The sequence below is a fragment of the Arenicella xantha genome, assembly GCF_003315245.1.
Taxonomy (GTDB): domain Bacteria; phylum Pseudomonadota; class Gammaproteobacteria; order Arenicellales; family Arenicellaceae; genus Arenicella; species Arenicella xantha.
Map to the genome: position 1 here is coordinate 1,116,256 of NZ_QNRT01000001.1, position 22,490 is coordinate 1,138,745.

At 48.6% G+C, this 22,490-nt stretch carries 18 protein-coding genes; 7 read left to right on the top strand and 11 right to left on the bottom strand.

The window, feature by feature from the left end:
- The first annotated feature begins 79 nt into the window (after positions 1-79).
- Positions 80-1,591 (top strand): 3-hydroxyacyl-CoA dehydrogenase, encoded by a 1,512-nt coding sequence (locus DFR28_RS04715; protein WP_113953421.1) that lies wholly within the window; start codon positions 80-82, stop codon positions 1,589-1,591.
- 115 nt (positions 1,592-1,706) lie between these two features.
- Here DFR28_RS04715 and DFR28_RS04720 read toward each other — a convergent pair whose 3' ends face one another.
- From DFR28_RS04720 to DFR28_RS04760, 9 genes are all read right to left on the bottom strand, one after another.
- Positions 1,707-2,120 (bottom strand): RidA family protein, encoded by a 414-nt coding sequence (locus DFR28_RS04720; RefSeq protein WP_113953118.1) that lies wholly within the window; start codon positions 2,118-2,120, stop codon positions 1,707-1,709.
- Positions 2,121-2,164: 44 nt separating this feature from the next.
- Positions 2,165-4,405 carry a S9 family peptidase gene (locus DFR28_RS04725; protein ID WP_113953119.1) on the bottom strand — a complete coding sequence of 747 codons (2,241 nt, stop codon included), beginning with the start codon at positions 4,403-4,405 and terminating at the stop codon, positions 2,165-2,167.
- Positions 4,398-4,889, bottom strand: coding sequence for a VOC family protein (locus DFR28_RS04730; RefSeq protein WP_113953120.1), 492 nt, complete (start codon positions 4,887-4,889; stop codon positions 4,398-4,400). The genes DFR28_RS04725 and DFR28_RS04730 overlap by 8 nt, the downstream gene beginning before the upstream one ends.
- 21 nt (positions 4,890-4,910) lie before the next feature.
- Complete coding sequence (locus DFR28_RS04735; protein ID WP_113953121.1) at positions 4,911-6,227, bottom strand: divalent metal cation transporter; 1,317 nt, start codon at positions 6,225-6,227, stop codon at positions 4,911-4,913.
- A 118-nt stretch (positions 6,228-6,345) separates the two neighbouring features.
- Entirely contained in the window at positions 6,346-7,629 is a 1,284-nt protein-coding gene (locus DFR28_RS04740; RefSeq protein ID WP_113953122.1) for an amidohydrolase family protein, read from the bottom strand.
- Positions 7,630-7,653: 24 nt separating this feature from the next.
- Entirely contained in the window at positions 7,654-9,612 is a 1,959-nt protein-coding gene (locus DFR28_RS04745) for a DUF885 domain-containing protein (protein ID WP_113953123.1), read from the bottom strand.
- A complete protein-coding gene (locus DFR28_RS04750) occupies positions 9,609-11,399 on the bottom strand; it encodes a DUF885 family protein (protein ID WP_113953124.1) in 1,791 nt (596 codons plus the stop codon). The genes DFR28_RS04745 and DFR28_RS04750 overlap by 4 nt, the downstream gene beginning before the upstream one ends.
- Before the next feature lie 104 nt (positions 11,400-11,503).
- Positions 11,504-13,765, bottom strand: a complete 2,262-nt coding sequence (locus DFR28_RS04755; protein ID WP_113953125.1) for a TonB-dependent receptor — start codon at positions 13,763-13,765, stop codon at positions 11,504-11,506.
- A 141-nt stretch (positions 13,766-13,906) separates the two neighbouring features.
- Positions 13,907-14,827: a LysR family transcriptional regulator gene (locus tag DFR28_RS04760; protein ID WP_113953126.1), complete on the bottom strand. Its 921-nt coding sequence runs from the start codon at positions 14,825-14,827 to the stop codon at positions 13,907-13,909.
- Between the two features lie 157 nt (positions 14,828-14,984).
- On the opposite strand from DFR28_RS04760, the gene DFR28_RS04765 reads away from it, so the two are divergent.
- The 6 genes from DFR28_RS04765 to DFR28_RS04790 all read left to right on the top strand — a co-directional run bounded on the left by DFR28_RS04765 (position 14,985) and on the right by DFR28_RS04790 (position 20,666).
- Positions 14,985-15,908: a dihydrodipicolinate synthase family protein gene (locus DFR28_RS04765; RefSeq protein WP_113953127.1), complete on the top strand. Its 924-nt coding sequence runs from the start codon at positions 14,985-14,987 to the stop codon at positions 15,906-15,908.
- A 2-nt stretch (positions 15,909-15,910) separates the two neighbouring features.
- Positions 15,911-17,101 (top strand): NAD(P)/FAD-dependent oxidoreductase, encoded by a 1,191-nt coding sequence (locus tag DFR28_RS04770; protein WP_113953128.1) that lies wholly within the window; start codon positions 15,911-15,913, stop codon positions 17,099-17,101.
- A 5-nt stretch (positions 17,102-17,106) separates the two neighbouring features.
- Complete coding sequence (locus DFR28_RS04775) at positions 17,107-17,490, top strand: (2Fe-2S)-binding protein (protein ID WP_170131975.1); 384 nt, start codon at positions 17,107-17,109, stop codon at positions 17,488-17,490.
- Positions 17,483-18,916, top strand: a complete 1,434-nt coding sequence (locus tag DFR28_RS04780; RefSeq protein WP_113953130.1) for an NAD(P)/FAD-dependent oxidoreductase — start codon at positions 17,483-17,485, stop codon at positions 18,914-18,916. The genes DFR28_RS04775 and DFR28_RS04780 overlap by 8 nt, the downstream gene beginning before the upstream one ends.
- 172 nt (positions 18,917-19,088) lie before the next feature.
- Positions 19,089-19,805 (top strand): hypothetical protein, encoded by a 717-nt coding sequence (locus DFR28_RS04785; RefSeq protein ID WP_113953131.1) that lies wholly within the window; start codon positions 19,089-19,091, stop codon positions 19,803-19,805.
- Positions 19,806-19,940: 135 nt separating this feature from the next.
- Positions 19,941-20,666 (top strand): hypothetical protein, encoded by a 726-nt coding sequence (locus tag DFR28_RS04790; protein ID WP_113953132.1) that lies wholly within the window; start codon positions 19,941-19,943, stop codon positions 20,664-20,666.
- 150 nt (positions 20,667-20,816) lie between these two features.
- On the opposite strand, the gene DFR28_RS04795 is transcribed toward DFR28_RS04790, so the two are convergent.
- Complete coding sequence (locus tag DFR28_RS04795) at positions 20,817-21,488, bottom strand: type 1 glutamine amidotransferase domain-containing protein (protein WP_113953133.1); 672 nt, start codon at positions 21,486-21,488, stop codon at positions 20,817-20,819.
- Between the two features lie 382 nt (positions 21,489-21,870).
- Positions 21,871-22,395 carry a hypothetical protein gene (locus tag DFR28_RS04800; protein ID WP_113953134.1) on the bottom strand — a complete coding sequence of 175 codons (525 nt, stop codon included), beginning with the start codon at positions 22,393-22,395 and terminating at the stop codon, positions 21,871-21,873.
- Positions 22,396-22,490 lie beyond the last annotated feature (95 nt).

Consider the following 22,490-nt stretch of genomic DNA (forward strand, 5'->3'; position numbering starts at 1 on the left):
ACCACTTAGCATTTTCTTGTTTAACGGCTATTTGTTTAACAGCTTTTAGCCTAACCTCAATAGCCCAATGACTAATATAATGTCCAAAACAATCAACACCAATGCCAATATTGCGGTGATTGGCGCAGGCGTCATGGGCGCAGGTATTGCCCAAGTTGCGGCAAGTAAAGGTTACTCTGTTAAGTTGTGTGACCGCTCCCAAGACATCTTGGATAAAGCCTACTCAGACCTAACCGCTAGCCTGCAAAAACGCGTCAATAAAGGCAAGATTAGTGACCAAGACATGGCGCGTCTGCTGGCTAATATTGAACTGGTTGTCGAGCTAGACCAACTCGCAGATTGTGCGCTGGCAATCGAAGTCATTATCGAAAATTTAGAGATCAAACAGTCGCTATTCAAACAACTCGAATCAATACTCGCGGCTGACGCGATAATCGCAAGCAATACTTCATCGTTTTCCATTTCAGCGCTGGCCAAGCAGCTCGACCACCCTGAACGATTTGTTGGCATGCACTTCTTTAACCCTGCGCCGATATTAAAATTGGTAGAAGTAGTCAGCGGACTCAAAACCGACGATCAAGTCGCTGACGCTATCGTCGCATTAGCTAAAGAATGGGGCAAACAACCGGTCAAAGTAACGTCGTCGCCCGGTTTTATTGTGAACCGAGTAGCACGCCCCTATTACGCTGAAGCCTTAAAATCTCTACAAGAAGGCGCAGCGGATGTAGCCAGCATTGACGCTATCATGCGTGACGCGATGGGCTTCAAACTCGGACCGTTCCAGCTCATCGATTTAATTGGTCTGGATATTAATCAAGCCGCAACCGAATCGATCTATAACGCCTACTTCCAAGATCCGCGTTTCAGACCATCAGTGCTATTAAATGACATGGTCGACGCCGGCCTGTTGGGGAGAAAATCTGGTCAGGGCTTTTATGATTATCGTGATGGAGCAAGTCAACAAGAGCCACTTTACTGCCTCGCTAGCGACAAGCCCAGCACCTCACACATCGAGGTTTACGGAGACCTCGGGCTAGCCGAGTCTTTGGTCGATCTTGCCCAAGAAGAGAATATCAAAGTATCTCGCATAAGCAGTGAACACGCCTATATTAAGCTTGGTGACGCTTGCCTGAAAATGAGCAATGGCTTAACGGCTACTGACCTAGCCGCGCGAAACGAGCAGCCCAACACGGTCCTATTTGACCTTACTCGTGACTACGCAACATCACCGTTGCTCGCCATCAGTTGCGCGGCCAACGCCAACACCGAGGCCGTTCAACAAGTCATTGATTTTATCCATCAGCTTGGAAAAAAGGTGATCATGCTCAAGGATGTACCCGGTCTCGTGGTACTACGAACCATGTGCATGTTGGCCAATGAAGCAGCGGACACCACCAACCAAGGGGTTGCTGATGCAACGTCAATTGACATGGCCATGCAACTGGGAGTGGCATATCCAGTTGGCCCAATTCAATGGGCTGACGCATTTGGATTTAGCAATACCGTATCCGTATTGCAGAATATTCATCACTCTTATGGCGAAGAACGATACCGCTGCTCGCCTTGGTTGAAGACGCAAGCCTTGAGCTAACTCATCCTGCACAGACTAAACCAAAAAAAGCCCAACTCGAATACTGACTAAGCAGCACCGAGTTGGGCTATTTTTCTGAACTACTTCAAACCATGCTCATTCACGAGGGCTAGGATTAAGACGCCGCGTTAATTTGCGCTGTCGCTTCTATCTCGATCAAGAAATCTGGCATTGCAAGCGCTTGCACGCCAATCCAGGTATTGGCGGCTGGTGTTACGTCACCCCAAAACTCACCAAGCGCTTGCCCGATGGGCTCGATCAATGATGGATCGTGATTAACCACATAAGTGCGGATTCGCACGATGTCACTAACGCTGGCGCCAGACTCAGCCAACACCACATTCAAGTTAGCCAACGCTTGACGCGCCTGAGCGCCGACATCACCTTGGCCAACCACATTGTAGTCTTTATCCCAAGCAACCTGACCTGAGCAATGAATGGTCACTGCACAGTCAGACTTTACCGCGTGAGAAAAACCGTAGTTCACACTCGCGTAAAGCTCTTCAGGATTAATTTTTTCGATGCTCATAAGCTATGCCTCTTAATAGTTGTCGTTTACCGTAGAATACGATGTTATAGATTTTCGTCAAAATAACGCGTGATGGTCGAGAAAACATGTAAGCGATAGTCGCTAATACCATGCCGCTGATTTGGATATATCAGCATGTCGAACTGCTTATTCGCCTTAATCAATGACTCCGCGAACTGCAAGGTAAAGGCATACTTAACATTTTCATCGCCAGTACCGTGTACCAGCATTAACTTGCCTTCTAACTTGTCAGCAAAATTGATGAGGTTCATCGCGGCATACCCTTCAGGGTTTTCCGCCGGGCTGCCCATCCAACGCTCTACACCAACAGCTTGGTAACGAGTTAGGTCAATTACTGGCGCAACACTAACAGCTACCTTGAATCGAGGTGCGGCCTTGGTCATAAGCGCTGCGGCTAAGTAACCACCGCCACTCCAACCCCAGAAACCAATTCGTTCGTCATCAATCCACGGCAAGGTCTTCAGGTAATCCACGCCCTGTATATAGTCGAGAACCGCGTACTTACCGTACTCACCATAAGTTAGGTTTTTAGCTTTCTTGCCGCGACCAGTGGTTGTCCGGTTATCCATCGCGAAAATCACATAGCCCTGTTGAGCCAAATAACGATGCCACAAATCTTGCGTTGGACCACGTTGTGTTCCCCAGCGGTTCACAACAACCTGCGAACCGGCATTACCATAGCCGTAACTCACAACCGGGTATTTTTTAGACGGATCAAAATTTGGCGGCTTAATAAAGAAGCCATTTAGCTCAATACCATCATCGGTCTTAAACGTAATAAATTCAGTATGCGTTAGCGCGTAATCATTTAATGCTGGCACTGAGTTGCTAACCAGCGTCTGCAATGATTCGCCAGCAGCGGATACCAACGCTAACGATTGCGGTGTACGCGCATCTGAATGAATTGCGAGTGCGTAACGGGCATCTGGCGAGAGCTGCCAAATGTGCCAACCGGAGCGGGCAGTCAGTTTTTCTAGTCTAGCGTCGCCAAGATTAACCCTATACACATGCTGGTCGATCAATGAATCTTTCTTGGCGTAAAAATAGACCCAACCATCCGCTTCGTCGACCCCGAGCACCGCATCAACCGACCAGTTCCCCTTGGTAACAACTTGTTCTTCACCACTCTCAGCTATACGATAAATATGCCGAAAGCCACTTTTTTCGCTAGTCCAAATCACCGAACCATCAGTCAAAGACTGCAGGTCGTTGGTGATATCGATCCACGCTGGATCAGTATCGGTAAGCACTAGCTTGACTTCTTTTTTGCCTACCTCCTTATCCGACCCATTACCTACCTCAGCATACCAAAGCTTTAAAGTATCTTGGTCGCGAGCTAAGTGCTGAATATAGACGCCATTGGATTTTGCATCCCAATGCATTTGCGGCAAGTAGTCGTCGGGGTCATGCCCAACATCGACCCATTGTGTGTCCGCCGACGCCAAGCTGTACACGCCAACTTTATTAACCGAATGTTTCTCACCTGCGTTCGGGTAATGGAACCGTCGAACTTCGCTGTAACTATGCAGTTCATCGATCATTGGATAGAATTTTACATCGGTAGCATCCATGCGCCAGAACGCAATATGGCTACTATCAGGCGACCAGCGCCAAGCATCCAATGGACCAAATTCACTACTACCATAATCAAACACACCATTGAAAATGTCGCCGTTACCGTCCTGAGTTACTGGTTTAACCTTGCCAGAACTGAGGTCCGCAACATAAACATTGTTCTCAAACACGAACCCTGCATGTTTGCCGTTCGGTGCCAGTTTGACGAGCTGCAATTGCTGGCCTGCTGTGCCTAGTGGGCGTAGACTTTTATCGCTGCTTTGATACACATACCAAGCGGCATAACGATAGCCTTGCCAATCGGTAGTGACAGCGCCTTGCAATAAAAACAACTCATTAGCTGGCTGCCAATAAAAATCGGTGAGACGAAAATCGCTTGGTAAACCACTAATATCATTTAGCGTCAGCGCGGTAGCGAGCTGCTCTGAGCCAACACTACGTTTGACAATGCGCTGACCATTTTCATCTTGTTCTAAAAATGCATATTGATCACCACTCGGCAACCATTTAAGAGCCGTTGGCAGTTGCGATGCAAACTCATCGCTGGCGAAGATTGTTGGCAGATCTAACGCCTTGCCATTTGCGGCATGGGCAACCGGTATCACAATCGAAACCGTAAAAGCGGCAATCAAGATCAATCGCTGTGCGTTCCGCGCCCGTGCAACGGTCGACGCAACTAGACTATACATATTGCACTAGCTCCATTTGATGACCAAAAGGATCTTGCACATACCAAGACAACGAATCTGGAGCGGGACCACCCTCCGATACAATCGGACCTGCTTGAGCAGTACATCCATTGGCAACTAAGTGATCGATAGCCGCAGTGACGTCGTCCACTTCAAGACAGATATGCCGACATCCGACATCGCAGTTTCTTGGTGGCGTGGATTTTGCATCGGCTGGACGATCGTATTGAAACAATTCCATACCTAAGTTGTCACACAATTGCAGCATGGCGATATTCAGCCGTGCATCGACAACATTGACATGCGCTTCGGTCCAATCACGACCATCTTCCATTCGAGGAATTTCAGCTGCGTCAAACGGCCCCATTTGGTAACTTAAAGTTGCGCCCATCACTTCAGTATAGAACTTGATAGCGGCGTCGATATTTTCAACCGTAAGCGACACGTGGTCGGCTTTGCGGAAAGTGGGTTTACTGTCAGTCATGTTTCTGCCTCCGTTAAACAATTAACCAATAAGCATGGTGTAATAAAGAGGTGCCTTATGCACCGCGAGTATAAGTGAAACCACGAGGCCAATAATCAGCACCGCGTTGCGCCACCATTCGGCGCGAAATTCTTTCATAACGCTGGTTTTGTTTACGAGTATCAACATGATCACGTAAACCATTGGGATTACCACCACGTTGATTCCCATCAGCAGCACCACCTTGAGCAAGGCAGGGAATTCCCAGAACGGAGCTAACACCGCTGCTGCTACGACAAACGCAATTACCAAACGATGGTAGTTCTTATTGTCTTTAGAAAAGCGCCATTTCATGCCGAACATATCGAGCATGAAATAGACGGTAATTTGAGCCGTCACCACCAGCGTTGTCATCGCCGCGATGAACAGACCGAGTGAGAAGATTATTGGGCTTAAAAATGACAGAGCTTGTGGCAATGCTCCACGCAACACTGTCGATGCTTGGCCGACATCGGCGAAGCTCGCGTGGTTGGTCAACGAGTGCAGCGCATAACCACCGGCGATCAGCACAAAAATAGCGTAGGCGCCGAAGATAAACCCTAAATTAACGATCGCACCGCGGAAAGCTTCCGCGAGTTGCGCTCGATTGGCACCGGCATTTGCTGCTAGGTAAGGCATACCTAACAAAGCCCCTGGCGCTATCGCGGCACCGACCATAGCTATGATCGAACTGGTCGCAATACGCGGTGAGTCGCTACCCGGTACCGGTAAGTCCGCAGGCAAAGAGGGTATAAACCCAGCCAGAATCGCCTCCCACTCAGTAAACGCACGCATAGCCACAATAAAGAAGCACAGAAACATCACCACCATCAACAGTGACATAACTCGTTGCATACGCTCATAGCCTTGTGAGAAAACTACCCACAAGATAGCCAAACCTAACACCAATGACAGACCTACTTCAAAGCTTAGCGATACAGTAGCCGAATCACTAATGCCGGCGGTAGGCAGCCCAACCACCGTACCGAAGGCCGAAGAAATAACCGACATCTGGCCCATCGCGACCAAGAAATGCACTGGCACATTAATCAATAAGATCAACCATGCCAGCCCAGGATGTATCCGCGCCCTAATCAGCGCAAACATACCTTGATCAGGATTCAGCGCACCAATCCGCGATGAACAATCGACCGAAATAACAAAAATCGGCAGCAGCAATAACACCACCCATAGTAGGTCGTAGCCGAACCACGCGCCGGCCAGAAGAAACGATGCGACTGCACCGCCCCCCATTGCGCCCGCCGCCATGACCGCGGTAGGTCCGACTAGATCTCGAAATAGTTTGATAATAAAGTTCATACTAATGTAAACCCGCCAGACCACCGCATGTAGCGCTGGACAAAAATGTTATATAAAAAGAACGTTTTCAATTACTTTGAAGTTCGCGAACCAGTCAATCGACTGGTCGCGGCCTAAGCTATTTGCTATCGCTATCAAGGTAAATCACACCGCCCTTCATCACCATATCCATCGAACGCAACGCGCTGATATTTTCAGCAGGATTAGCAGATACCATCACGATGTCGGCGTACTTTCCTTCTTCCAAGGTACCAATATCGTTTTCGGCGTTAAGCATCTTTGCTGTTTCTATCGTTGCCGATCGCAAAGCTTGCAAAGGCGTCATACCGGCCTCGACGTAGTATTCCGCTTCACGAACCGTGGCAGTAGTACCGTCGTTAGGCTCATTGGGTAATTGATCTGTTCCTAAGCCAATATTCACACCTTCACTGATCGCGGTCTTAAGCGCTTCCCAATGAACTTTACCCATCGAATTACGACGCTCTAGATACCAAGGCGGTGAACCAATTTTTTCGAAGAATGGTTGTGTTGCTGGCTGACTCACCACAATGGTTGGAACTAACCAAGTGCCGGCCTGAGCCATTTTTTTCAGGACTTTGCTATCGAGCATATAACCGTGCTCAATACTGTCAACGCCTGCTTCCACGGCAACCAATGTAGCAGCTGGAGATCCTGAGTGAGCGGCCACTTTAACGCCAAAACGATGCGCCGCATCAACTACAGCGTTGATTTCTTCAGGTGTCATCAACGCTTCCGCAATCGCGCCACCATCGGTTGCAATACCGCCGGAGATAAGGATTTTCACCCAATCGGCACCCAAGCTAATTTGCTTGCGCACTTCTTTTACTAACTCGTCTGGCCCATCGGCATAAACCACACCAGGTTCAGAACCATGTCCAGCGGTGATAAGTATGGCTTCACCGGCAGTAAAAATACGTGGGCCAACCATCTCACCCTTATTGATAGATTTCTTCAGGGCAATATCGCCATAACGATCCGCGCCTGGTAAACGAACTGTGGTGACGCCCGCTTGTAGAATTTTCTGGGCATTCGCTGCCATGCGAAGCGCCATTGCCGCTTCGGTTTCACCCGCTAGCTCCGCCTTCATCTTGCCTGGCAGAATTAGATCCAGATGCACATGCATGTTCATTAGACCAGGGATCAACCACTTACCACTTGCGTCTACAACCTTAGCGTCAGCAGGAATCTGAACTTCAGAACGAGATCCGATTTTTTCAATCCGATCACCATTAACTAGAACAACCGAGTTTTGCAGTGATTTTCCGCCATCCAAATTAACTACTGTGCCACCTACGATGGCAGTTGTCGCAGCACTCACCGACAAACTCAGCAACAGCTGGCCGGTCAGTAAAACTGAGATAAATGCGAGTTTCGTCTTCATATTATTACCCTTCTCGTTATAAGTTTATGTCTTTGGTGTTGCTGCTTTACTCTTTGCCAAAACCCAAGCTTCCACCTTGCTACCTAGCAAAGACAGAGGCAACGGGCCATTTTCTAGTACCAGCGCGTGGAATTCGGTGACATCAAAGTCACTGCCCAACTGTTGTTCGGCTTCCGTTCTTAAATCTCGAATGACTTGCATGCCAATCTTAAACGCAGTTGCTTGACCGGGTACCGCAAGATAGCGGTCGACGGCACGCGCATTATTCTCTTCAGAACTCGCGGTGTTTTCATTTAGATACCCAATTGCTTCGTCACGACTCCACTGCTTAAGATGCAAACCGCTGTCGACTACCAAGCGGCAAGCACGCCACAGTTCACCAGCGAGTCGACCAAACTGAGCATAGTCGTCTTCATACAAACCAAGCTCATCGGCCAATGACTCAGCATACAAAGCCCAACCTTCTGTGAACGCGGTATTCGACCACCACACATAATATTTACGTATTTGCGGAATATCGCGCGATAACATCACCGATGACTGCAGATGGTGACCCGGCAAACCTTCATGAAAAAGTAAGGCTGGCAGGTCATAAGTACCAAGACTGCTCATGTCGTGCATACCAAGGTAAATGGTGCCTACATAGTCATTATCGGGGCTACCGGATTCATAAAATCCGACCGGTGCTGACTCTTCGCGGAATGCTTCGATACGACGCACTTGCAACGGATGCGGTAAGGCATACGGCAACACGTCGCCTAGTTTTGTTTTGGCTTTATTGACTAAGTCTTGTGCCATCTGTAAATAGGCTGCACGACCAGCATCGGTATTAGGAAGGTAGAATGCCGAGTCGGTTTTCAAATGGGTAAAGAACTCACCTAAATCACCATCAAACTCGACTCGTTTACGAATCTCATCCATCTCACTTTGAATTCGTGCAACTTCAGCCAGCCCCAGCGCATGAATCTCTTCGGCACTGAAGTCTGCCGTGGTGTATTGGTCAATTAGAAATTCATAGAACTCAGCGCCTTCCGGCAGCGACCAAGCGCCCTGTTGGTTGGCAGCAGTAAGCTCGACCTGCAAATCTTCGATCAACAATTCATAGCCAGGTACAAAACCAGACTGATACGCCGCCGTAGCCGCTTCCTGCAAAGCTACGCGATCTTTGTCGCTAAGCTTCACATCAGCTAACTTCTTGTTGAAATCAGCAAGAATCACATTATCAGTATGGTCACCAGCAATGATTGATTTGGCACCGTCGATCAAGCGCTCAACCACTGCGGCAGGTATTACGATGCCTTGTGCTCGTCGGGCCTGTAAATGCTCAACCAATTGCTGCATCGGCACATTCGCCGCCTGTAAGCGCTGAATATAGAATTCCGCACTCGCGCGTGAATCAATCGGATGACTATTTAATAGTGTGCCCGCGATCGTGAGGTGCGGCCCAACAATTTGATTGATCGGATTCAGGTGAAAGCGCCATCGGTAACGCTCAAGCCGTAGAAGAAGATCCGCCTCAAACGCTAGATAGTTGATACGACCAGCAGCATCTAATGAATCTACATCGATGCCGTCGCGCAACGCTGCTAGGTCTTGTTGAGTCTCAGAAAATTCTCGATCCCAAGATGCTAACGACAAATCAAACCAGGGATTTTCTGCGGCCTGCGCTCCAACTCGCGAGCCAAGTACCGGATCGTCGCCCACCCGCCGCTGATACACGGCTTCCAGCATTTGCTCTAATTTGGCATTATCAGACACTGACGTCGCAACAGCCACTTCAGGCGTTGCAGCACTTTCATTAATCGCTTGATTAGTCGTCGCTTCGTTACTACAGCTAAACGTACCAACCGCCAAGCTTAGCGCCAGAGTTAAGCTTCGAGCCGTTTTAAGTTTGAAGACCATGGTTGGAAAGCTCCTGTTTTGGGCACTGTTTTGGGCACTGGTTTTAGTACCGTTTTTAGCACTAGGTAAATTACTAATCATAGTAATGGCTCCAGCATGACAGGTGGCACGGGGCCGGCTTGCAACACCGCATCAACCCATGGCTTGGTCTGCGCATCTGGCGAACTGGCCTTATGCTCGACAAATAACCGTCGAAACTGCTGCGCACCGGTAAAGTAGTCAGTGATTTGCATCGGCGAGTTGACCACGCGTTGCCAAAGGTTCTTGGCGAACTGAGGTGCTAATAGCCCTTCATCACGCGCAAAACTGAGCACCTGAGATTCACCCCATTGCGCGGTATTTACCTGCACACTAACGTAGGCGCGTGTAGCATTTTCTAAGCGTTTACGCAGATGCGCTAAACGGGTCAGCGGAGCATCGTCTGCCCAGCCCGCGTCAAGCATAAGCTCTTCGCTAAAACTGCCCCAGCCTTCAACATATGATCCGTTAGCGAACAGCGAGCGCACTGCCGGAGCTTGGGTCACGGCCACCTTGTATTGCAGATAGTGCCCAGGGAACATTTCATGCGACATGATCATCGTATTGAAATGGGTATTGAACGAACGATAGAAGCCATCTTTAGCCTCTATCGGAGCCGAATCAGACACCGATGGCACATAAAAAATAGTATCTGCTTGCGGCGAAAATGGCCCAGTCGGATACACTCCGCCAACCGCAGCACCACTAAAATGGGTTGGCGACAGCGCAATGGTTAATGTCGTCGGCTTGGGAATCGTGGCCAGCTGATGCTGCTCCACAAAACGCTCGGCAGCATAAGTCAATGTACGAAAACTAGCCAAAAAATCAGCGCTATTATCTTCGCGGTCCTGCTCCATAGCGTCAATCGCTGCGGCTAGTATTTGTTCGGGCGACCCACTGATCGTGACCGTCTTGAGTGAATTATTAGGTAAACTCTTGAGCCAGCGCTGCGCCTGCAGAGTCATCAGTGCTCGCACGTCTTGCATTTCTTTGCCTGCTTCGGCTAACAACACCGAAGGCGTGTACTTGCCGGAAGTTCTGCGCGCCAATTTGGCCGTGTAATGCGCTACCCCAATAGCGGCGCTAGACCCAGCCTTAGGTAAAATCTTATCGCGCAAATGGCCTTCTAAGCGTTCAATCGCGTTAACGGTTAAGTCAATGTTGTTGCCAATTGAATCGGCATCATCCGGCGTATTGCTTGCTTGTGGCCAGTCCGCGGTCAACGTACGAAGGTTACCGGCGTAAAATTCTCGCGTGCCCTTTAATGTGCGTATTGCGGTTTCGGTTCTCAGCGCGTTTCCGCCGCTAAGCTGTTGTATTCCTGTATCACATAGCTGCTGTATGCCAATAAGCCGTGCGACTAAAGCGGCACTACGTTGCTGTGCTGGCAATTGATCTCTGATCAATAGCGATGTCAGTGCTTGTGAAATTTGCTCCGCATACCATTGAGGTTGCTCGGTAAGCGGCTGGTCCTCGCTCCAATCTGCCAATTCATTTTCGGCTTGGGCAAGTAAAATTTGTAGATCGATTCGCAAGGATTGATTGATCGAATCAGTATCAAGTAACGCTTGCGTTTGACTAACCGTCATCTTATTAAACGCCAGCCATTGGTTTTTGCTTAACTCAGTGAAGGTCTCGAAACTTGTCGCCGAGCTAACGTCGCCGTATGCGAAAGCCGAACTTGGGTAAAATTCAGTCCAAGCTTCTATATAGCTGTCTACTAAATTCTGACCTGAGGCATTAGCCGGCACCGATGTGCTGCTATTGGCGGTCGTAAAACTGAAAATGAGCACTAGACATAATAAGCCTGAGCGCAAAGTTCGACATAGCGGTTGGTGAGTTTTATTCATTGAGCCTCCTAGGAAATTTGCTTTCAGACATCATTACATCTTCGTGGCAACAGCAAAGTGGGCATTTATCAGAAGCGTGCTTCATCAAAATGCCCACATGCGGTTTAGAAGTTGTAACGAACCTTCATACCGATGCGCTGCACACCTGGCTCAATATACAAACCACCTGAGAATGCTTTTTGATAGGCATTCGTGAAGTAAGTTTCATCGAACAGATTTTCAACATAGAACGACACACTTAGATTGTCATTTCTTACACCAAAACGTAGGTTCGCAACATCATAGCTTGGTACTTGCCAAGGGAAACCTGTTTGGATAAGTGCCGAGGTAGACGATTCAATTTCATCACGATACTGATACTCACCGCGCACAAAGGCTTCGTACGATCCAGTCAAAGGAAAGTTGTACTCAGCATCGGCTGAAAAGGTCATCTTTGGTGAATTTGGAATGGTGCGACCGTCGAGAACGCGATTCTCGCCGTCGATAAAAGCGACAAATTGATTGTATTTAGCGTCCAATAAACCAATATTGATGTTAGCCACTAAGCCGTCCATCGGCGCTGCAGTAATCGACAACTCAAGACCTTTAGACTCAGCAGACTCAGCATTATCAATACCACCAAAGATAATAAAGTCACCGTTCTCATCTAGGCCAGCTTGCTGAAACGTAGTTTGCAGATCAGTCCAGTCCATGTAGAACGCGGCAACATTTAAACGCAACGCGCGATCAAACATTTCGGCCTTATAGCCAACTTCATAGTTCCACAACTCTTCTGGATCATAAGATTCGCCGCTTGGCAATGGACTCAACTGAACCCCGCCAGATTTGAAACCCTTAGCCACCGAACCGTACATAGTCGCGCTGTCGCTCACGTCATAACTAACTGCGAAACGTGGTGAAAAATCGGTAAAGCTCTCTTCAGTACTTAACTCTTGAGTATATGCACCACCAAATCCAGCAATGTCAGACTTAATCGTCTCTTCACTGTAACGACCACCAAAACTGACCAACAATTTGTCAGTGAATGAGTAGTCAACTTGACCAAACAACGCCCAACCGGTTGAGGTTTCACGTGACTCTTCGCTATCGATTATGAAGCCATCAGGCAAACCGAAAGGCATGGCCGCACCAACAATAGTTTTGCTGTCGATATAGCCTTCGTCATCGTTATAGAAAGCGCCGACGTTCCAACTCAAATTTGAGTCGCCAGTGCTTTGCAAGCGAAATTCTTGGGTAAAGCTATCGCGCGGCACGGTGCGAAATTCATTAAAGTAATCGCCGCTACCGCCATCGATATCGCCACGTAGGAAATAATCTGATTCTACATAGCCGGTGATACTGCTAAACAACATTGAGTCAAAGTCATAGTCAACCTTGGCGATGTAATATTGGTATTCAGTACCAATTTCCTGTGGCGAATTGAAGTTCACTTTATCGTCATTTTCTGGGAAAAAGCCAACGCCGTCTGGATCTGGATCTGCCAGCCCGTCGCCATTTAAATCAGGGAAGTTAGCGAACAGCGTACCACCAGCAAACGTAGAAAATACGCCGGAAGGAACACCTTCACGCATACCGACAAGCTCATCAGAGTCGGCGAAGTTTAATGCGACAGAAAGTTTATCGTTAGGAGTCCACAGCACCGACCCTTTAAGGTACTGATAGTCCGAATCATTACCGCCACCAAGAGGATTAATGTTCTCGATGTTTCCATCTGAGCTTACATCTTTATAATTGATTCTCGCCGCTAATTGGTCGGAAATAATTGGAATGTTCAATGTGCCTTCTACGTCGAGCGTATTGAAGCTGCCGTAGTCAACCATCACCGATCCACCGAATTCATCGGCCGTCGGTGCTTTTGACGTCACACTGATACCGCCGCCAAGTGCATTCGCACCAAAATAGGTCGATTGTGGACCGCGTAGAATCTCGATTCGCTCAATATCCATAATCGGCGGGTTACTACCGCTTGATGATAGATTGAACCCATCAATATAGAAGCCGAAAGTAGATGTGCGGCGCGCTTGATTAGAACTAACGAAGTTAGTCACTCCGCGCATACTAATCTCTTTACGCGAGCGAGCACCATTGCTAACGAAACTAGCGTTTGGCGTACGACCAACAAAGTCAGTCACATCACGAAACATGTTGCTTTCAATGTCATTCGAGCTAAATGCCGAGATACTAATAGGCACATCTTGGATGTTCTGCTCACGATGTTGAGCGGTGACCACAATCTCTTCGATCGCTGATTCTTGCGCTACAGCACTTCCAGAGGCTATTGCAATGGCGACTAATGACAGAGGCAGGAATTGCTTGTGCGCTTTACCGTGACTGGCTTTTGCGCGATGTCGGGTTCGAGTATTCATGACGTATTCTCCACTAATTATTTTTGACAGACCACTAGACTGTATTGGATAGCAATCTCAAAGTTGTTTCAATAGCACACTATGTTCAACTTCATTGCCTTAAATGCAAACTAAAACATTTTCAGACACTTGCAGGATTTTTTAATCTTGCGACTCTGCTAGTCCTGTCATACTTTTGAGATAGACCTGAATACAATTCATTAACCGATAGGCCCCCACCGGTAGTTGCCGACCAACCCGTGTAATTAGGCTAGTCTGGGTACTGTTTAGAACTTGGTTACTCGATGCCAGTGCAACCAATGTGCCATCTTTGAGTTTGTCGTGTACAACCAGCTCCGGCAAAATTGAAATGCCTCGGCCAGACAATACAAAGTCCTTAAGCAGCACCAGCGAATTGGTGGTCAACGACGGCTCAAGGAATACCCCCTCTTCCTGCTCGGCTTCATGAACTATCTGGCGAATTCGATAGCCGTTATCCGGCAAACCAATACTCTCTTGCTGAATGCAGCGCAAGGTTACGTCACCACTATCGCGCAAACGATGCTGCCCGTGAACGATCACACGCAAAGGTTGCGGAAGCACGAGCCGTGCAGTGATACCAGGCTCACGCGGAATGTCGAATATCAAACCCAGGTGTGCCAAGTCTTCGCGAATCTGTTTGGAGACATCAATGGTGTTCGACGTGGAAACTTTGATCTCCATACCCGGATACTGCTGCATAAAGTCATCCAGCATGTCACTAAAGCCTTGGGTAATGAACGCCTCACCGACCGCCAACACAATTTTGCCAGTCCGTACTTTTTTCATCTCTTCTATATGCGAGAGGAATGCCTCCTCCTGCGAGAGCTTTTCACGGTAGTACTTACACGCAGCTTCACCAGCCTCAGTGAGCCGAATTCGACGCCGACCTTTCTCAATCAACGGTAAACCCAACTCCATTTCCAGTTGCGCAATTTGGCGGCTGACCGACGAGGTCGCAACATCAAGACTCTCACTGGCTGAGTTCATTGTGCCTAAACGAGCTGATTCATATAAATAGCGCAATCGGATATTACTAGGCATAGATTTTTACCTTTGTTGTGTTTCACATCGGATCCCTAGTTTGCGTTAAAGGCTACAAACTTGTCAATCCATTGCTATTGCATATCGATTTCTATCCGCTATTGTGTTGTTTTTTAGAACAAGTCGGTTTGCGTCAAAGTTGACAGGAGTAACACTGATGGATCGTGATTCAATTGACTGGGGCGGGTATATACCGGCTCTAACAACTCCCTTCTTTGAGGATGAAAGCCTTGATGAGGAAGGAGTTAAAACACTTCACGCCTGGGTACATAGCAAAGGCGTACATGGTTTTATCGTACTGGGCACACAAGGTGAATGGTTCAATCAAACGACCGCCGAGAAGCGTCGTGTGATGGAAATTGCCGGTGAGCATATGCATGGCAAACTGACCCTGATAGCGGGTTGCAACGCGTTTCGGGCACCTGAAGCGCTTGAAAATATACGCTGCGCTGCTGACAATGGGTTTGATGGTATCCTACTCACTCCTCCACCGTATATGATGCCGACCGAACGTGAGATCTACGAATTTTATAAAGAAGTAAATGCTGGCAGTGCGCTACCAATATGCATTTATAACTGGCCTCCGGGCACCAATGTCGATATGTCTTTAAACCTATTGTCGAAATTGGCGGACTTGGACAAAGTCGTGGCTATTAAGAACTCGACCCCAAATCCGACGCACTTTGTGAACGTTTTGGCTGCTGTCAAAGATCGCGTAAGAGTATTTGGCGCACCAATGAATGACATGGGAATCTCGTTAGTCACCAAACACGGCTGCGATGGAACCATGGGCGCTGGCGCCGTTCTGGGTAGCGATCAACCGAATTTCTACAATGCAATTTGGGCCGGAGATTTAGATCGAGCACGTGAGTACGGTGCCCGCGATATTCGTATCATGAGTGATTGGTTCAATGCCGATTATACCGGCCGCTTTGGCTCCGCTCAGGCGATCTTCAAAGAAGCACTTAATCAACAAGGGCTACCAGGCGGCATTCCACGTCGACCAATATTGCCGCTAGAAGAACAAGATGTTGCCGCAATCCGTAAGACGCTGCTAGATCTGGGCGTTATTAGCAGCTAAGCGTGACAGACTACGATGCCATAGTCATTGGGGCGGGCCTTACTGGGGTCGCCACCGCTTATCACCTAGCAAAAGGTGGTGCATCGGTCATCGTACTCGAACGCGACCAAATAAATCGCGGTGCGTCGGGCGCCAACGCCGGCTCACTGCATTTTCAACTAGAACACCGACTGATCGAACACGTCGGTGTTCTCGATGAAGAACTGTCTTTCTATGCGGCACTCGCTCGCATGGCTATTATTGATTGGCGCGCACTAGAAACTGAACTCGAACAAAACATCGAACTTGAAATGACCGGCGGACTAATGCTGGCGGAAACCGCCGAGCAGATGACCAAGCTGGAACTCAAAGGTAAGATCGAAAGTGAGCAAGGCCTCGACGTCAGCTTATTGGATCGAGCGGCAGTGTTAAACAAAGCACCGTATCTGAGCGACTCAGTCATTGGCGCGTTGTACTGCGCTGACGAAGGACACTGCAATCCGCGTCTGTTATCACATGCGTTTGCACGTAAGGCAAGCGCACTCGGCGTTACGCTACAGATGCAGACTCAGGTTAACGCCCTCAAGCGGACTGGCGATGTTTGGTCAGTGAGCGCTCAAACCGACGGTGAAGCCGAAACCACGTATACCGCTAAAGTATTAGTCAACGCAGCTGGAGCGTGGTCAACCGAGGTTGCGCGCATGGCTAATCTACACCTTCCGCTGTTCCCGGTTGGACTCATGATTAGTGTCACCGAGAAAGCACCGGCAATCATGCAACATATGATTCAACATGTCGGTCAAAAGCTATCGCTCAAGCAGGTCGATGACGGCAATTTACTAATCGGTGGCGGTTGGTCAGCAAAGTTACCGCAGCGCAATGGTCAATGGCAGAGCGGTTATCGCGCCGTACTTGATGTCGATTTATTACAGAAGAACCTGGCCACCGCTTGCCATGTTATGCCGCAACTTGCCGAACTGCATGTTCTACGCAGTTGGACCGGCACCACCGGCATCACGCCAGATCAACTGCCGATCATTGGTGGCGTTGATCAAGCGCCAGGCTTTTATGTAGCAGCTGGTGGATCGGGCTTTACCTACGGCCCCACCTACGCAAAATTATTGGCAGAGCTAATACTGAGTGGCGAAACCAGCTTTCCAATCAGCGCTTACTCGCCTAATCGCTTCGGCCACATGAACATGTTTATGGGGTAATGCAGATGTCATCACGCGCAAATAATAAAGTCTCTCGAGGAGACCCCATTGAGCTGGTCATCGACGGGCAAACGGTGTCCGCCTTTGCCGGAGAAACTATCGCGGCGGTGTTGTTATTGCAGGACAAAACTTCCTGCTACCGAACCCGCGGCGACCGACCAAGAATGATGTTTTGTAATATGGGCGTGTGCTTTGAGTGCCGTGTGCGTGTTACACAGAACGCCGACTCTCGCTGGGTTCTGGCTTGTGTTACACCGGCGCAAGCGAATATGCGCATCGACACTAATGTCGATTTGAGTCACTGGATTGCGGGTACTGAGCCCACAATTGATCATGACGTGAACCCCAGCACTGCCAGCACGAAAGGAGGCGAAAATAACGATGTTTGATCTCGCCATAGTCGGTGCAGGCCCAGCTGGCATGGCCGCCGCCGAAGTTGCTTGCGAACACGGTATGCGCGTCGTCATTATTGACGAGCAAGATCGAGCCGGTGGTCAAATATTGCGCCGCCCGCCGTCGCAATTCACCGTTCGCAATTGGTTACCGCAGCGCGTCTACCGCCACCTGCATGCGCTCTATGCACGGTTTACTGATTCACCAAGTCTGACTCATTTAAATAACACCTCGGTACTGGGCATTAGCCAAGCCGAACATGGTTTTACGCTACAAATACTGAGCAGCACACAATCTAAGCAAGGGCTTCAGCCATTAGATGCAAAACGCATATTGATCGCGACCGGATGTTTTGACATGCCGCTCGCGTTCAAAGGCGCGCAGCTGCCCGGCGTTATGGCGACCGGCGGCTTACAAGCGTTCTTAAAGTCTCAACAGATTATACCCGGTGACAAATTCTTATTTGTCGGCAGTCATCCGCTGCAACTTATTGTGGCAAACCAGGTGTTAGCCGCTGGCGGTGACGTGGCCGGCATCATGTTCACGCAACCACTGTCAGCAATGTTGCGTGTGGCCCGAAGTCCGTTAGTATTGTTGCGTCAGCTACCGAACATTCTGTTCATCATGGGCGTGGTTATACAATTGCTCGCTAAGCGAGTGCCAATTAAGTTTGGCACTCAATTGATCAGTGCCGAAGGCGAGCATGCACTCGAGCGCGTCAAGGTTAAGTCTGCTAAATCTAGCGGCGAACTCCAAAACATTGACTGTGACCGTCTTGGAATCTGCTTTGGCTTTCTAACCAATAATGATTTATTGCGTCAAGCAGGTGGCCACTGCGAATGGTCGCAGAGTGCTGGCGGCTGGATTGCTACGCACGACGATGGTATGCGTAGCTCAGTGCCCGGCATTTATGTTGCTGGCGAAACCACAGGCGTGGCCGGTGCCAATGTTGCCTATTTCGAAGGTCGGCTTGCCGCCCTCAGTGCAAACTTAGACGCTGAAAAAATATCTACCGCAGCTTATGCAAAAGCCTGCAACACGTTTCGCGGATCATTAACAGCCACTCGAGACTTTGCCGTTTTGTTAGCACAACTGTCCTACCCCGGTGATGCGCTCATCGCCGGCACCATGGATAACGATGCTTACCTCTGCAAATGCGAAGAAGTGACTGTGGGCTCAGTGGTCAACACCTTAGCCGACAACCCTGATGTCACCGACCTCAATGCGCTAAAACTTCTGACTCGCTGCGGCATGGGCCATTGTCAGGGGCGCTACTGTCACTATCAAAGCCGCTTTCTGCTGGCACGCGAACGCAAGCTAGCACCCGAGATACTGGGCGGATTCACCGCTCGTTTTCCGGCTAGACCAACCAGCATTAAAGACCTATTGGGCACTCAATCGACTGACGATTTAGAGTCATGAAACCCAATGATTCGCAATTGGCTATGGCCGACCGTCATAGCGTAAACGTGTAACAGCGCGTGCCACGCCCAATAGCCAGCGTCAGCACCGCTCACTGAAACAACCGCTTAAAAGCAAACTCACAGTAGCCGCTGTTGGCCACTTTAAATTCAACTTTACGAGGAAATATCTTATGCACCTTTTTAAACGTAGCTACTCAGTATTATTTTTAGCCTTGTCGCTTCTATGGGCAGGCAGTGCCGCGGCCGAAAAAACCATACTGCCTGAGACCGAAGGTCTTTGGGAATACACTGGGCTGATTACCTCGTCTGGCGAATCTCTACCTCTCACCGGCGTTTTCTTAATCAAAGACGGCATATTCTTGCAACAAGGTATCTTCAATGGCGAGTCATTTGATGACCTTGGATCAATGGCACATGCTGGCACGTGTTGGGCCGGCGGCGCTGGCTTGGTTCTGAAAGCTAATCAAACACTAAGCATGTCACCGGTCGATGACGAGAAATTATCATCTGCTGGCGTCACCGATCACGACCTAAAAGCAACTCGTAAAGGTGATGACCTAACGCTCGTATTTGGCGCTGGCACCAGCACCATTCAAACTTTCAAACGCATTGGCGACGGCAACGACATGCGCGTTTACCAATTGGCTGATGGCACGCTTGCATTGTCAGACGGTTATTTCGTACTTGTAACTGGCAGCGCACAAGGTGCGGTAACGGGCTACGGTAAATTTGACCAAGCTGGTGACGTGCTAACGTTGAATGTAATTCGCTGGTCACAAAGCGACGGCATTACGACTCGCAACCTAAAAGACGTTTCCTTGAAAGCGTTCTTTGACGGCAAATCACTCAACCTGCCAGACGGAAAAACATTTAGCGTCATTAACTAATTAGTTACTGATCAGGCGGTTACGCCTTACTAATGTTGATCATTGGCGGCCAAGTAATTTGGTCGCCAATTTTTTTAGCCAAATGCCCAAGCAAGCGCTTGATACTTCGGCCTGAACTATACGAGAAAATATCTTATGCAACTTTTTAAACGCACATACTCAATATTACTCTTAACCCTGTCGCTTTTATCAGCGGCCAGTGTCGCCGCAGAAAAAACCATATTGCCTGAAACCGAAGGCCTGTGGGAGTACACCAGCCTCGTTACCTCTAAGGGTGAGGATCGGCCGCTGACCGGTATCTTCTTAATCAAGAACGGCACCTTTCTTCAGCAAAGCATGTATAAAAGTGAACCGTTTGACCAACAAGGCTCAATGGCTCACGCTGGCACCTGCTGGGCTGGCGGCGCTGGGTTGCGTCTTGCAGCGGATCAAACCCTGCATGTGTACCCTCTTGCCAAAGCTCCAACATCGAAACTCGATTCTGACGGCGCCACCGAACACGACCTTAAAGTCACCCGAAACGGTGATAACTTAACACTGGTATTTAGTGCTGGCGCAGGAACGGTACAAACCCTCAAGCGTGTTGGCAGCGGCGACGATATGCAGGTCTACCAACTGGCTGACGGCAAACTTGCATTGTCGGATGGGTATTTCATTCTGGTATCTGGCAGCCCCCAAGGTTCCGTATCGGGCCACGGCAAATATGAGCAAAACGGCAAGGTGTTAACGCTAAACGCCATAAGCTGGTCGCAAAGCGATGGCCTTAACCACCGAAACCTTAAAGACGTGTCCTTTAAAGCGTTCTTTGATGGCAAGACGCTCAACCTACCAGACGGCAAGACCTTTAACGTGGTCGACTAATTAGTGCAAAAACTAAGCCGAGTGGTGACTTCAAACTTGAAGCTACCACTCGGCTTTTCCATTAACTCACCTTGGCGACTATCGCTTACGCTAATTAGTTAAGCGACTTAATTAGGCTCTTTAATTAAGCCCTTTAATTAAGCCCTTCATTTAAACTAAGGCGGCCACCATGGCTTTACCGACAGCATGTGCACTGGCTGGATTTTGCCCAGTGATCAGTTGACCATCAATTACCAAATGCTCCTGCCATACGTCCACCTTGCTGAAAGACTTCGCTGAAGTGCGTAGCTCGTCTTCAAGCACCAAAGGAATTTTGTCGATGGTCTCAGCCGCCACTTCTTCATCGCGTGTGAAGCCCGTTACCTCTTTAGTCGACAATAATTTTTCACCCGAATTTAGAACTACTGGGAGTAAGCCGGCTGGACCATGACAGACCGCACCAACGATTGCGCCTTTGTCATATAGCTGAGCAGTTAACGCAGCGACCTCATCGTTAGTAGCAAGGTCTGACAACAAGCCGAAACCACCAGGGTAGAATACCGCGTCGTAGTCGTCTATGTTGATGTCGCCAGCTTTCTTAGTGGCTTTGATTTTGGCAACAAATGCTGGATCAGCAAGAACACTTTTATGTGCGTCATCGTCAAAATCATTTTCGCCGTACAGTGGTGCTTCACCACCTGCGATCGTTACTAAATCATACTGAAATTTGGCTTTATCAAACTCAGCTACCGCATGAGTCAACTCGGCGGCATAGGTGCCGTTCGCTTCGTCGGTCTCACCTAAGGTGGCATGATTGGTCATAAAGATAAGAATTTTTTTCATTGATTACTCCAGTTAAAAACTAAATACATTGTCTATGGTAGGAAATAGGAATGTCGACATAGATCTGAGCGCATCAACTTTACATTTTTTACAAAAACCTACTTTCAGTCTATTCTGCACGGCAACCAAACCTGTAGGTGTAATGTCGCCGCATCAGGCTTGTATTAGTTGTGACGAAGAACCAGATATCAATACGTTGTTTGAAAATTAGTAATGCGTGAGCATTCTAATTTTCTTAACGTTGTTCCAATTTTGTGACCGAGAGAGAGTAACACGCAGCTGCATTTTCTAAATGAAAGGCATTAATTTCCAAGCTATTCCATCAAATTGACCTTGGCGCCTTCAATAGCAGGCATAAGATAGTTCAAGAAGTATGTCTTACTTAACTGGGTTGCCGCTTCAATAAACCGTACTTCACGGTAGTGAACAACCACCACAGTAGCGCGATACCGAGCAACACAAACTTGATGGTGGCAGAAATGCTAGCTAGCAATCCATAGCGGCTACCCGACTCACTTAGAATAATTTGTATTAAGGCGTAGTTCTCAATGGCATCGGCTAAGCCGATAGCAACACAAGACCATGCGGCGAACATTGTTAGACGGAACAAGTTTCGCGGTACACGCGGAGCAATCAGCAACAAACCAATGACGATCAATCCGGGATACAAAAACAAAAATAGATAATCCAAACCCAGGCTTAGCAATGCTAAGGCTTGACCCTTTGTGCCCCATTGAATTAACGCGGCATCGCAAGACGCGGTATAAGCACACAGCTCAAATGACACAATGCCATGTGGTGTAGTGCTATTTCTGAGCCCCGAATCGATAACGGTGAGTGCTACCGAAGCAAACACGAAAAGTAGAAGAAATACCCAGAAAGTTCTTTTTAATATTTTTGTATTCATGTCAATTCATTGGCTACAATTGTTAGTGTTCTATTCTACTCAACCATTCAAACCCTTCTCGAAGCACCATGCTCCAATAGAGCCGACCAGCAATA